The 12189-nt window shown below is 60.1% G+C and carries 12 protein-coding genes; 7 read left to right on the forward strand and 5 right to left on the reverse strand.

From position 1 onward, the window contains the following. Positions 1 to 15: 15 nt before the first annotated feature. Positions 16 to 720, reverse strand: coding sequence for an SDR family oxidoreductase (locus PverR02_RS16275; RefSeq protein WP_079443882.1), 705 nt, complete (start codon positions 718 to 720; stop codon positions 16 to 18). Between the two features lie 101 nt (positions 721 to 821). Here PverR02_RS16275 and PverR02_RS16280 point away from each other — a divergent pair, with 101 nt between their 5' ends. From PverR02_RS16280 to rarD, 3 genes are all read left to right on the forward strand, one after another. Beyond that, positions 822 to 1724 carry a LysR family transcriptional regulator gene (locus PverR02_RS16280; protein ID WP_046383522.1) on the forward strand — a complete coding sequence of 301 codons (903 nt, stop codon included), beginning with the start codon at positions 822 to 824 and terminating at the stop codon, positions 1722 to 1724. An 81-nt stretch (positions 1725 to 1805) separates the two neighbouring features. Then, complete coding sequence (locus PverR02_RS16285) at positions 1806 to 2816, forward strand: aldo/keto reductase (RefSeq protein ID WP_079443883.1); 1011 nt, start codon at positions 1806 to 1808, stop codon at positions 2814 to 2816. A gap of 158 nt (positions 2817 to 2974) precedes the next feature. Continuing rightward, a complete protein-coding gene (gene rarD / locus PverR02_RS16290; protein ID WP_057004165.1) occupies positions 2975 to 3856 on the forward strand; it encodes an EamA family transporter RarD in 882 nt (293 codons plus the stop codon). A gap of 53 nt (positions 3857 to 3909) precedes the next feature. Here rarD and PverR02_RS16295 read toward each other — a convergent pair whose 3' ends face one another. From PverR02_RS16295 to PverR02_RS16305, 3 genes are all read right to left on the reverse strand, one after another. Continuing rightward, positions 3910 to 5124, reverse strand: coding sequence for a dermonecrotic toxin domain-containing protein (locus tag PverR02_RS16295; RefSeq protein WP_227778658.1), 1215 nt, complete (start codon positions 5122 to 5124; stop codon positions 3910 to 3912). 175 nt (positions 5125 to 5299) lie between these two features. Beyond that, positions 5300 to 6376: a 4-hydroxyphenylpyruvate dioxygenase gene (gene hppD, locus PverR02_RS16300; protein ID WP_017846293.1), complete on the reverse strand. Its 1077-nt coding sequence runs from the start codon at positions 6374 to 6376 to the stop codon at positions 5300 to 5302. 245 nt (positions 6377 to 6621) lie between these two features. Then, on the reverse strand, positions 6622 to 7545 hold the full coding sequence (locus PverR02_RS16305) for a DMT family transporter (RefSeq protein WP_079443885.1): 924 nt from the start codon (positions 7543 to 7545) through the stop codon (positions 6622 to 6624). A gap of 78 nt (positions 7546 to 7623) precedes the next feature. Between PverR02_RS16305 and PverR02_RS16310 the strand changes: the two genes are divergently transcribed. The 3 genes from PverR02_RS16310 (at position 7624) to PverR02_RS16320 (ending at position 10686) form a co-directional block, all read left to right on the forward strand. After that, complete coding sequence (locus tag PverR02_RS16310) at positions 7624 to 8538, forward strand: LysR family transcriptional regulator (protein WP_046383527.1); 915 nt, start codon at positions 7624 to 7626, stop codon at positions 8536 to 8538. 47 nt (positions 8539 to 8585) lie between these two features. Continuing rightward, a complete protein-coding gene (locus tag PverR02_RS16315) occupies positions 8586 to 10127 on the forward strand; it encodes an EAL domain-containing protein (protein ID WP_079443886.1) in 1542 nt (513 codons plus the stop codon). A gap of 196 nt (positions 10128 to 10323) precedes the next feature. Further along, complete coding sequence (locus PverR02_RS16320; RefSeq protein WP_017846297.1) at positions 10324 to 10686, forward strand: histone-like nucleoid-structuring protein, MvaT/MvaU family; 363 nt, start codon at positions 10324 to 10326, stop codon at positions 10684 to 10686. Positions 10687 to 10801: 115 nt separating this feature from the next. On the opposite strand, the gene PverR02_RS16325 is transcribed toward PverR02_RS16320, so the two are convergent. Continuing rightward, positions 10802 to 11338, reverse strand: coding sequence for a DUF4946 domain-containing protein (locus PverR02_RS16325; RefSeq protein ID WP_079443887.1), 537 nt, complete (start codon positions 11336 to 11338; stop codon positions 10802 to 10804). A gap of 198 nt (positions 11339 to 11536) precedes the next feature. Between PverR02_RS16325 and gloA the strand changes: the two genes are divergently transcribed. After that, on the forward strand, positions 11537 to 12058 hold the full coding sequence (gene gloA / locus PverR02_RS16330; protein WP_079443888.1) for a lactoylglutathione lyase: 522 nt from the start codon (positions 11537 to 11539) through the stop codon (positions 12056 to 12058). Positions 12059 to 12189: the final 131 nt, after the last annotated feature.

Here is a 12189-nt window from a genome sequence, read left to right on the forward strand (position 1 = left end):
CTCTGGGTTGGGGATTTACAACTGGCCGCCGCCGTCGATATCGATCACGGCGCCGGTCATAAAGCCATTTTCCATGGCCAGCACAAACCCCGCCGCCACTTCGTCGGCCTCCCCGACGCGACCTACTGGCAATGCGCCCTCCACCTTGGCAAACATCGCCAGGCGCTGCGTGTCGTCCAACCCGGCATACGCCGGCGTGTCGATCACGCCAGGGCTGATCACATTCACCCGACGCGGTGCCAGCTCCTTGGCCAATTGCTTGCCCAGCGCTTCGGTGGCGGCATTGATACCGGTCTTGATGAACTGACCGGGCGCCAATTTGCGCCCCAGTTGACCGGAGGTCAGGCTGATGCTGCCGTGCTCGTCGAGGAACGGCAGCGCCCGTTGAATCGCGCGCAACGAACCCCAGAGTTTAACGTTGAAATTATCCTGGGCTTCGTCCAGGTCGGTGTCGATCAGGTTCTTGGCGCGCACCGACGGGCCGGCGGTATAGACCAGATGATCAAAGTGCCCCACGGCTTCGAACAGGCGTTGCAGGGAGGCGCTGTCGGTGACGTCCACCGGTTCGCTGCGCACGCCGTTATCGACGCCTGAGGACACACGCCGTCCGGCCAGCACCACCTGTGCGCCACGCGCGGCTGCCGCCTTGGCCACTGCCGCGCCAATGCCGCTGCTGCCGCCGATAACGATGACAGTTTTACCGCTGAGGGAATGGGTCATGGGGAAAGATCCTGGGTCAAAAAATGAGCGTTCATCTTCCCAGCTTGGCAATCAGCGAAAAATCCCGGTAAAACGACAAGATATTTAAAGGATTTTTACAAATGAGCTCGATTCTCGACCTGGAAGTCTTCGTGCGCAGCGCCGACACCGGCAGCCTGTCGGCGGCCGCGCGCAGCCTCAGTCTCACGCCGGCCGCCGCGAGTATTGCGCTCAAGCGCCTGGAAACCCGCCTGGGCATACGGCTGCTGGCGCGCTCCACCCGCAGCATGCGCCTGACCGAGGAAGGCCGACGCTATCTGGACAGCGTGCGCGTGGCCCTGGAAGCCCTGTCCGAGGGTGAACAGGCGATCAAGCAACAAGGCCAAAGCCTCAGCGGTTGGCTGCAATTGGCCGCGCCTTCGGATTTCGGGCGCAACGTGCTGCTGGGCTGGCTGGATGAGTTCAAGCTGGAGCACCCGAACATCCGCGTTCAACTGTTGCTGAATGACAGTAACGCCGACCTGTTCCGCGAAACCGTCGACATCGCGCTGCGCTTCGGTGTACCCCGTGACTCCAGCCTGGTGGCGTTGCCGGTGGTGCCGGACCACCGCCGCATCGCCTGCGCCAGCCCCGCCTACCTCGCGCGCCATGGCGCACCGAGCACGCCGGCAGAACTGGCGCAACACAACACGCTGCGCTACATGCGCCAGGGGCGGGCCAACAACACCTGGTACTTCCGCCAAGGCGCCGAGCTGCAGGAAGTCGAGGTGACGGGCGACTATTTGAGCGATGACGGCGAAATCGTGCGGCGCTGGGCATTGGCCGGGCACGGCATCGCCTATAAAGCCAACCTGGATATCGCCAGCGACATCCAGGCCGGACGCCTGGTGCCGCTGTTGACCGACTGGCAGGGCGAACCCACGCCCTTCAATCTGATGTGCCCCCATCGCCTGCAAGTGTCGGAACGGGTGAAAGTGTTGCATCGCTTCCTCCAGACACGTTGCCGGACGCTGCTGAGCGTATGAAGAAACACGCCCAGGGCTTGTCCCAGAGCCTGCGAGTCTGGTATTGCATGGCACACGTTTTCCTGATTTGAGGAGCTTTGCATGATTTATCGCACGTTGGGCCAATCCGGGTTGAAGGTCAGCGCCTTGACCCTGGGCACCATGATGTTTGGCGAACAGACCAACACCGAAGACTCGTTGCGCATCATCGACAAGGCCTGGGACCAGGGCATCAACTTCATCGACACCGCCGACGTTTATACAGGCGGACGTTCGGAAGAGCTGGTCGGTGAAGCCATCGCCCGCCAGCGTCAGGATTGGGTGGTGGCGTCCAAGGTCGGCTTTGGCCCACCGGACGGTTTGCCCAACCGCAGCGGCTTGAGCCGCAAGCGTATTTTCAATGCACTGGAAGCCAGCCTGACCCGCCTCGACACCGACTACCTGGATATCTACTACCTGCACCGCGAAGACCACAACACCCCGCTGGAGGTCAGCGTATCGGCGATCGGCGACCTGATTCGCCAGGGCAAGATCCGTTACTGGGGCCTGTCCAACTACCGCGGCTGGCGCATTGCCGAAGTGATTCGCGTGGCCGAGCGCCTGGGCGTGGACAAGCCGGTGATCAGCCAGCCGCTGTACAACATCGTCAATCGCCAGGCCGAGATCGAACAGATCACCGCCGCAGCCGCCTATGGCTTGGGCGTGGTGCCTTACAGCCCACTGGCCCGTGGCGTACTCAGCGGAAAATACGCACCCGATGCCACGCCCGAGGCCGGCAGCCGCGCCGCGCGGCAGGACAAGCGCATTCTGGAAACCGAATGGCGGGTCGAGTCGCTGCGCATTGCCCAGCAAATCCAGCAATACGCCAAAGAACGTGGCGTGGGGATTGTCGAATTCGCAATCGCCTGGGTACTGAACAACGCGGCCGTCAGCTCTGCGATTGTCGGCCCGCGCACCGAAGCACAGTGGGATGCGTACACCGGCGCACTGGATGTGAAGCTCACGGTTGAGGACGAGGCCTTTATCGACTCGCTGGTGACGCCGGGGCACTCGTCCACCCCGGGCTTCAATGATGTCGGTCATTTTGTGTCGGGCCGCATGGCACGCACGTAACCCCCGGAAAATCGCAGTTCACTGCCCTTCTGCCGAGGGCAGTGAGCAAAACCTGGATGAAACGCCCCAAAACAGAGCCACCCTCTGACGCCAAAAGCACTATATTCCCCTGCTGAAATCCCCCCTCTTTTGTATCCAACGGTTTTCGCGAGGACAGCGTGTCTAAAGGTGTTGTGTTATCGGTCTTGGCTTCGGTGTTGTTTGCCGTGATGTATTACTTCACGTCGCTGCTGACGCCCTTGAGTGGCCTGGAGATTTTCGGCTGGCGCATGTTACTCACCGTGCCGTGCATGACGGTGTTCATGCTCATCAGCGGCGAATGGCGACGGGTATGGGACGTGCTGCGGATGCTGGCGGCCAGGCCGCGACTGATTGGCGGCATCGTGGTGTCCTCGGCGCTGCTCGGCGTGCAATTGTGGCTGTTCATGTGGGCGCCGCTGAATGGGCGCAGCCTGGATGTGTCGGTGGGCTATTTCCTGCTGCCGCTGACCATGGTGCTGACCGGACGCCTGGTGTACGGCGAACGCTTGTCGCGGCTGCAACAGATCGCGGTGTTTTTTGCAGCCCTTGGGGTGCTTAACGAACTGTATCAGGCCGGTGGTTTTTCCTGGGCCACGCTGGTGGTGATCATCGGCTACCCGGTCTATTTCGTGGTGCGCAAATACCTGACCACCGACCATTTGGGCGGGCTGTGGCTGGACATGGCGCTGATGCTGCCGGTGGCCTGGTGGTTTGTGCAAAGCGGCGAACAGGGCTTTGCGGTGATGGCGGCCCATCCGAAACTGTACGCGTTGATCCCGATGCTGGGCGTCATCAGTGCCTCGGCGCTGGTGAGCTATATCATTGCCAGCCGCTTGCTCGCATTCAGCCTGTTCGGGTTGCTCAGTTATGTGGAGCCGGTCCTGCTGCTGGGGGTGGCGTTGCTGCTGGGTGAAGGTATCAAGACGGGCGAATGGCTGACCTACATCCCGATCTGGCTGGCGGTGATGGTGCTGGTGTACGAAGGCTTCAAGCACCTGGTGCGCCAACGCAGGGCATAAGCGCGAGAGCGTGGGGGGCATCCATGCCCTCCTGCTCAGGGCTGCGCCGCCATTCAGCGGGTTTGCACCTGGACTGTTGGCTGAACAGGCGTGCCAAATTGCTTTTCCAACAGGTCGGCCACGGCGTTCAGTTGCTCGCGCCTTGAGCCGTAAATCGGGATGTCGCTCTGCACTTGATTGCCTACCTCTTCCAGGGAGGCATCCATCACTTCTTTCTTGACGCCAAACAGATTGCCCAGTCGATTGCCCTGGTTCAGCTCGAGCAACGTGCCTGTGACCGGGTTCTTGGCGATTTTTTCGATAGAATAAGCCACGTCTTCAGGAACGCCCAACGCCTCCAGCGCCGTCCCCAGGCCATGGCCTGGGTTTCTGAGCTGCTTGAGGAATTCGTCGTAGAGCCCATTCAGATCATTGGCGCCCGCATTGCTCAGGAGAAGATTACCGAGATCCGCTTTGTATTCCTTGGGCGTCATCAATACGAGCGGGTCGTTATTGTTCAGCCCGTTACGCACTAAGTAGGGACCATCCTTGCTACCGCCATGCAGGTTGCCGTAACCGTCATAATAATAAAGCACCTTATTGCCATCCGCGCGCGTCCCGACGTAGGTGGCTGTGCCGTCCGGCGATAGGTTGTGGAGGCGCGTGTCGGTCAGGCCGTTGACCGGCACCGGCGGGGTGCTGGCGTCTTTGTCCAGACGCGTAAAGATGTCCCCCTTCTCATACCCATAACTGCCGACCACCGCATTGGGATCGCCAGCGGCAAATTTCCCCAGCACCTGCTTGACCCGCTCCACTTGCTTTGGCGCCGCGTCACTGGAGAAGTGTGCGGCAAGCTGGTCCACCTTCTTTGGATCTCTGAGCGCCGCCTTGAGCGAGGCCGTCATTTCTTCACGGGTGTTGAATGCGTGAAACGACTGACCTTCTTGCTCCGGCAAATACATCAGAAAGTTCGGCCCTTCGGCGGTCGCCGGCGTGCGCTTGGCCATGACGATGTCTTTGGCTTGTACGCCATCGACGCCAAAGGTCGACACCTGCACACCGGGTGCTCCCGGTTTGCCAGGCCTTACGACGGCAGTCGCCAGCGCTCGCCCGCCGGCACTCAGCGAACCGTCGCGGAACTCTGACTGTATGCGGTCCATGTAGTTTTGAAACGCCTGGTCGACTGGGTCCGAGTCGCTGGTCGAGCGGATGCGGCGAGTGGACACTGCGGGCTCGTTTTGCGCGTAAGGGGTAAGCGGATGTTGGCTTGCATAGGATGTATTGATCATAAAGTGTATCCCGACGTGACTACTGAAGTTCGGCATCCCTGCATCAAGGCACAGGAGGTTTCCTGCGGCCCTGCCATCTTTGTGGACGCGGCTCGAAATACGGTTCCTCACACCTGGCGTACAAAAAAACCCGGCAGAGGCGACCTCGACCGGGCTTGTTGTGACAAGAAGGTGATCAGTCGGTGTTCAGTACACCGCGGCGCACCTGGTCACGCTCGATGGACTCGAACAGCGCCTTGAAATTGCCCTCGCCGAAGCCATCATCGCCCTTGCGCTGGATGAATTCGAAGAACACCGGGCCCATCAGGGTTTCCGAGAAAATCTGCAACAGCAGGCGTTTGTCACCTTCAATGGACGAACCGTCGAGCAGGATGCCGCGCGCTTGCAGTTGGTCCACCGGCTCGCCATGGTTCGGCAGGCGACCTTCGAGCATTTCATAGTAGGTATCCGGCGGCGCGGTCATGAAGCGCATGCCGATCTTCTTCAATGCGTCCCAGGTCTTGACCAGGTCGTCGGTGAGGAACGCCACGTGCTGGATGCCTTCGCCGTTGAACTGCATCAGGAACTCTTCGATCTGCCCGGCGCCCTTGGACGACTCTTCGTTGAGCGGGATGCGGATCATGCCGTCCGGGGCGCTCATGGCCTTGGAGGTCAGGCCGGTGTACTCGCCCTTGATATCGAAATAGCGCGCTTCACGGAAGTTGAACAGTTTCTCGTAGAAGTTGGCCCAGTAGGCCATGCGCCCGCGATACACGTTGTGGGTCAGGTGATCGATGACCTTGAGGCCGGCACCGACCGGGTTGCGCTCTACGCCTTCGAGGTAGACGAAATCAATGTCGTAGATCGAACTGCCTTCGCCGAAACGGTCGATCAGGTACAACGGCGCGCCGCCGATGCCCTTGATCGCCGGCAGGTTCAGCTCCATCGGCCCGGTGTCGATATGGATCGGCTGGGCGCCCAGTTCCAAGGCGCGGTTGTAGGCCTTTTGCGAGTCCTTCACACGGAACGCCATGCCACACACCGATGGGCCGTGCTCGGCCGCGAAGTAGGAGGCGATGCTGTTGGGTTCGTTGTTGAGAATCAGGTTGATCTCACCCTGGCGATACAGGTCAACGTTCTTGGAACGGTGGGTCGCGACTTTGCTGAAGCCCATGATCTGGAAGATCGGCTCCAGGGTGCCTGGGGTGGGTGATGCGAATTCGATGAACTCAAAGCCCATCAGGCCCATTGGGTTTTCGTATTGGTCAGCCATTTTCGGCGCCTCTTCATTCTTGGGATGAACGGATGTCAATTGCCAGCAAGGATGAAGTGGGAGGGAGGCGCACACGAGAGACCTCGCACGCTGCGGGCGAGGAAGTCACCGAAGATGAGGGGGGAGCCGAGTAGCTTCATGGGTACATCAGTCTCTGACGGCTGAGGCTTGCGTGAGCGCAAGTCCATATTCTTGTATGCGTAAATCGATTCTACACAGCGTAACAGTGTTTGTCCGCACTCTTATCAAATCCCCATTGGCCTGCTCGGAGCAAGGGGTTTGTTGCACAGGTAGATACCGAGCAGGATCACCGCGCCGCCCAACAGCATCGGCAGAGTCAGTCGCTCATCCAGCAACACCGCGCCGCAAATGACGGCGGTCAGCGGATTCAGCGCGATAAACACACCGGCGCGGGTCGCGCCGATTCGGCGGATGCCGTCGTACCAGCCGATATACGCCAGCGCCGAGCCCAGCACCCCGAGGTACAACAGGCTGAACAGTTGCGGCCAATGCACGGCGGCCAGCGCATTCAGGCTGATCCTGCCACTGATGAGGGTGGTGGCCGTCAGCATTACTGTCCCCAGCAGAATCGACCACGTGACCGTTTGCAACGCGCCCAGGCTCTGGTTGAGCTCACGGGAACACAATGAGTACACGCCCCACCCCACCACGCAGCCGAAGATCAGCACATCGCCGACCCACGCGTTGGCTGCGGCCTGCAGCAGTTGGGGATTGCGGCTGACAATCACCGTGCCCGCGCCGACCAGGCACAAGGCAATCCCCAGCCACTTGGCCGCGCCCAGGCGCTCCTTGAACAGCCACCATGAAGCCACGCCGATCACTGCGGGGTTTAGGGCCACGATCAAGGAGGCTCGCGATGCATTGATATAATGCAGGCCGTAAAAGAAGCACAGGTTGTAGAAAAAGATGCCGAAAAAACCCAACACGGCCAGGCGCGCCCATTGCCTGGCGTCAGGGCGAGTCAGGCGCACGCGTGCGCAGGCCATGAACAGCAACAGTGCAACGCTCGCCGATAGAAAACGCAGGGTCGCGGCCAGCAGCGGGTCAAGGTCGGTCGCCAGGTAGCGGCCGGCCACAAAGGTCCCGCCCCAGATCATGGTCACAGCGGTGAGCTTCAGATAAGTCGAGCGGTCGGAGGAAGATGTCATCGGCGGGTTGCTCTGTGGCCTGTAGGATTGGCGTATCCTCCAGCTAATGATCAATCATCGTAAAATGAGTAAATACTCATGACTCTCACGCAATTGGAAATATTCTCGCGGGTCGCCGAACTGCAAGGTTTCACCAGTGCGGCCCTTCGCCTGGGGATCAGTCAGTCTGCCGTGTCCCATGCGATCAAAGCCCTGGAGCAAGAGCTGGGGGTGGAGTTGTTTCGACGCCATCAGTCCCCAATCGAGCTCAGCGATATCGGCCGGCAACTGCTGATGCGCGCCCGCACGTTGCTCGGCGTGGCCGACACCTTGCAGCAGGAAGCCTGCGACGCGCGCGGGATGAAACGCGGTACGCTGCGCATCGGCTCTTTCGGCCCCACCTCATCCAATCGCCTGCTGCCGCGCATTCTTAAGCGCTATCGGCTGCAGCATCCGGGCATTGAAGTGCATGTCGACGAAGGCCCGGATCGCCAAGTGATCCAATGGCTGGATGAGCGGCGTATCGACGTCGGGTTTGTGGTACTGGAGCACGAGCGATTCGATACGTTTGCGCTGTTCAAAGACCAGATGGTCGCCCTTTTGCCCGCCGCCCACCCCTTGGCCGAACGCCCTTGCGTGGCACTGAAGGCGCTGTGCACTGACCCGTTCATCCTCACCGAAGCCGGCTCGCTGGAACTGGTTTCGCGACTGTTCGACAGCGCCCGGTTGACCCCGAATGTGCGTTATCGCTGTTCGCAATTGCTCAGCACCCTGGAGGCGGTGAGTCGCGGCGACGGCGTCAGCGTGGTGGCGCAGGCGTCGCTGCCCGAAACGCCGGATGCGCGCTACACCGTGCGCCCGCTGTCGCCGCCGGTCAGCCGCGAAGTTGGCCTGGCGGTGCTGGATCAACGCCAGTCGACGCCGGCGACCCTGGCCTTTATTCAAGTTGCACAAAGCGTGGATTTCTCTGCCGCGGCGAGCTTAATTGAGCCCGGCCATCTATCATCGAGTTAATCCTGCGCCTTGCGGCGTTCCGCCTCCCACCACAGACCGTTCGCCCCATGCCCCTGACCGTCAACGGCCCGCAAAAACGCGCCACCCGCTACCTGATCAGCGCACTCAGCGCGCTGCTGCCAATCGGCCTGGGCATACTCATCCTGCACTGGCAGGCTGAACGCACGCTGCAACAAAGTACCGCGCAGATGGCCCAGGAAGCGGTGCGCCAGTTCGACCTGATGCTCGACAACACCGCCCTCGCCGCCCAGGCCTTGCTGCCACTGGCCGGTCAGCCCTGTGACAGCGGCGTGCAGCTGGCACTGCGCGAGCAAGTCACGCGCCGGCCGTTTGTACGGGCAACCACCTTGTCCTGGCAGAAAAACATCTATTGCAGTTCCTTGTTCGGCGGCGGTTATGAATCGCTGGTCAACCCGGGCGATTATGTCGATGGGCGCTTGTGGTTGATGGATGGCAACCCGGTCACACCGGATACCGCGCTGCTGGTATACCGCCTGGTCGACGGCGATCAAGGCGCCTTTGCGTCGATTGACGGCTACCACCTGACCAACGCCCTACGCCTGATCAGCCGCCACGCAGAGCTGGTCCTGCAGGTCGGGCCGCACTGGCTGGGCGCTGACGGCAAGGTGCAGGACACGGCGCTACCGGTATTTGCCGTGGCCCATCACCATCTGGTGTCGCCGCGTTATCACTACAGTGTCGACGCCGGCATGCCGGCCGGGGAAACCTGGCGCTATATGCAGGAGCGTTACCCGGCGCTGTTCAGCCTGGTGGTGTTCTTCGGTGTACTGGCGGGCGTGCTGGCTCACTGGCTGCAGAAACGCTCGTCGGCCCCGACCCACGAGCTGCAACGGGCCCTGGGTGCCAATGAGTTCGTCGCCTATTTCCAGCCGGTGGTACGCGGCGATACGCGCGAGTGGGCCGGCTGCGAAGTCTTGATGCGCTGGAACCACCCCAAGGAAGGCCTGGTGCGGCCGGACCTGTTCATTCCGCTGGCCGAGGATTGCGGCCTGATCGTACCCATGACGCGCGCGCTGCTGCGCCAGACGGCAGCGCAACTGGCGCCGCATGCCGAGCGTTTTCCCCGTGGTTTCCATATCGGCGTGAATATCACCGCGCGTCATTGCCAGGACTTGGCCCTGGTGCAGGACTGTCGCGAGTTTCTCGCGGCCTTCCCGCCTGGCCAGGTAACCTTGGTGCTGGAACTGACCGAGCGCGAGCTGATCAACCCTACGGACATCACCCGCCGCCTGTTCGATGCACTGCATGAACTGGGCGTGATGATTGCAATCGATGACTTCGGTACCGGTCACTCCAGCCTGGCCTACTTGCGCAACTTCAATGTCGACTACTTGAAGATCGATCAAAGCTTTGTCGCCATGATCGGTGTAGATGCACTCTCGCGGCATATTCTGGACAGCATCATAGAGCTGTCCGGCAAGCTCGACTTGGGCATCGTTGCCGAAGGCGTGGAAACAATCGAGCAATGTGAATACCTGGCGGCACAAGGCGTGGATTTCCTGCAGGGTTACCTGTTCGGGCGCCCGCTGCCCTGCGATGAGTTCATTAAATCCCTGATCAGCCATTGAATAGCCATCTACCGCGCCGATGAAAGAGTGTTAATTAGCTAAAGACATGATTTACTCGTGACGGATTAACTACTACAATTTTTCATACCTGTGCAGAACTCGCAGGAAGGCTTCTTTCTTGAGTCGCCTTACAGCTCTTGGCTTATAGCGTTATCTGCAGTTGATATCAGCCAAATACACTATTGGAGTAAAGATTTTGTCCAGACTCGCCGAATTTCGCGCAGCAGAAAAAGCCCTTCAAGAGCAGCTTGCCCAGCTGGAATCCCTGAAGAACGACGCTGGCCTGAAGAAAGAAATCGAATTCGAAGAAAAGCTGCAAGCGTTGATGAAGAGCTATGGCAAGGGCCTGCGCGATATCATTTCCATCCTTGACCCTAACCCAGGCAAGGCCGCAGCGGTCGCCACCGCACCAAAACAGCGTCGCGCACGCGTGGTCAAGGTTTACCAGAACCCGCACACCGGCGAACTGATCGAGACCAAAGGCGGCAACCACCGCGGCCTGAAAGCCTGGAAAGAACAGTACGGCGCTGCCACTGTAGATTCCTGGCTTCGCGGCTGATCGACAACGCACTTGCAAAGAGCCCCGCAACAGCGGGGCTTTTTTTGTTTAAACGTTCGAATGCGAACTTAAATAACATTTCACTTTGTTCAAAAACGCTTACCGTGGGGCCTTTTCAAAGTTTCAGGCTGTCGCGCACCGAACGGACTTCATCCTTGCTCGCTTCGTATGCTTGCGCCTGGCCTGCGTATGAAAAAACAAAGGCTTTATCGGTATCAACAGCGCCCACCAATGTTTGCGAGAGTACGTGGCGGCCGTTCTCGGTAATCACACAAGTAGTTTCCAGCGCCTCAAGACGACTCAATGTTGTAGGATGCATCTTGCTGCACACACTTTGATAGCCGCCCTGGGCAAAGTCTTTCTGGATGGACTTGCGCATTTCCAGTAACACGCCCTCAAGATTGACGGCATGCCCGGCCTCGATCGGCGTGCCCGTCAACTCCATGACCATCACTGTCGCGCCATTTTCATCATTCTTGATTGCCCGTTGCCGAGACACCGGTTGAGTGTTGGCGGGCGTCTCCCCGGCAGGCTCCACTTCCTCGATTTGCCAGCCGCTGGGCCAGTGAATTTCCGGTTCGGCCGCCAGCGCCAAAGGGCTACCCAATAACAAACACAACGTGCTCAACAACGCTGTACGACATTCGCTCATTACAAAAACATCCCAGGTTCAAGCGCCGAAGTTTGCGGCCCAGCCCCTGCGGCTCGCAAGGCCTGCGTGGGCTTTTTCATTTGGCGCGGCGGGCGGGCCTTGCGTATCATGGCCCAGCCGCACGAATGCTTGCCGCAAGCCAAGGGAACGCACCGCTCATCTCACGCCGCGTTTGCCCCATTTTTTTCTGGAGGGCCCATGAGCCTGCACGATCTGAACACTTTCCCGGGCGTCACCGCCCAGCCTGACACCGCCACGTCGAACTTCGTGTTCAACCACACCATGCTGCGGGTCAAGGACATCACCAAATCCCTGGATTTCTACACCCGCGTCCTGGGGTTCTCGCTGCTCGAAAAGCGCGACTTCCCGGAAGCCGAATTCAGCCTGTACTTCCTCGCACTGGTGGACAAGGCCCTGATCCCCGCAGACGCCACCGAGCGTACCCAGTGGATGAACTCGATCCCAGGCGTCCTGGAACTGACCCACAACCACCGCACCGAAAACGACGCCGACTTCGCCTACCATAACGGCAACACCGACCCACGCGGCTTTGGCCATATCTGCATTTCGGTGCCGGATATCGTGGCCGCGTGCGAGCGCTTCGAAGCCCTCGGCTGCGACTTCCAGAAGCGCCTGAGCGATGGCCGCATGAAAAGCCTGGCGTTCATCAAGGACCCGGACGCTTACTGGGTTGAGATCATTCAGCCCACGCCGCTGTAAAAATCCGACGCCATCAAAATGTCCGATGCCACGCCTAGCGTGAGGACATGAGACGCCAAGAAAACCTACACGGCGCAGCCCTCCGCTCACTGAAGCACTGGCGCTTTGGTGGGCTGGGGGCCATATGGGTG

Source organism: Pseudomonas veronii, assembly GCF_002028325.1.
GTDB lineage: Bacteria > Pseudomonadota > Gammaproteobacteria > Pseudomonadales > Pseudomonadaceae > Aquipseudomonas > Aquipseudomonas veronii.

Excerpts from the sequence above, each read along its gene's own strand:
- PverR02_RS16295 (WP_227778658.1), bottom strand. The coding sequence starts at position 5,124 with ATGATCAATACATCCTATGCAAGCCAACATCCGCTTACCCCTTACGCG.
- PverR02_RS16315 (WP_079443886.1), top strand. The coding sequence starts at position 8,586 with ATGCCCCTGACCGTCAACGGCCCGCAAAAACGCGCCACCCGCTACCTG.
- PverR02_RS16275 (WP_079443882.1), bottom strand. The coding sequence starts at position 720 with ATGACCCATTCCCTCAGCGGTAAAACTGTCATCGTTATCGGCGGCAGC.
- PverR02_RS16305 (WP_079443885.1), bottom strand. The coding sequence starts at position 7,545 with ATGACATCTTCCTCCGACCGCTCGACTTATCTGAAGCTCACCGCTGTG.
- hppD (WP_017846293.1), bottom strand. The coding sequence starts at position 6,376 with ATGGCTGACCAATACGAAAACCCAATGGGCCTGATGGGCTTTGAGTTC.
- PverR02_RS16285 (WP_079443883.1), top strand. The coding sequence starts at position 1,806 with ATGATTTATCGCACGTTGGGCCAATCCGGGTTGAAGGTCAGCGCCTTG.
- PverR02_RS16325 (WP_079443887.1), bottom strand. The coding sequence starts at position 11,338 with ATGAGCGAATGTCGTACAGCGTTGTTGAGCACGTTGTGTTTGTTATTG.
- gloA (WP_079443888.1), top strand. The coding sequence starts at position 11,537 with ATGAGCCTGCACGATCTGAACACTTTCCCGGGCGTCACCGCCCAGCCT.
- PverR02_RS16310 (WP_046383527.1), top strand. The coding sequence starts at position 7,624 with ATGACTCTCACGCAATTGGAAATATTCTCGCGGGTCGCCGAACTGCAA.
- PverR02_RS16280 (WP_046383522.1), top strand. The coding sequence starts at position 822 with ATGAGCTCGATTCTCGACCTGGAAGTCTTCGTGCGCAGCGCCGACACC.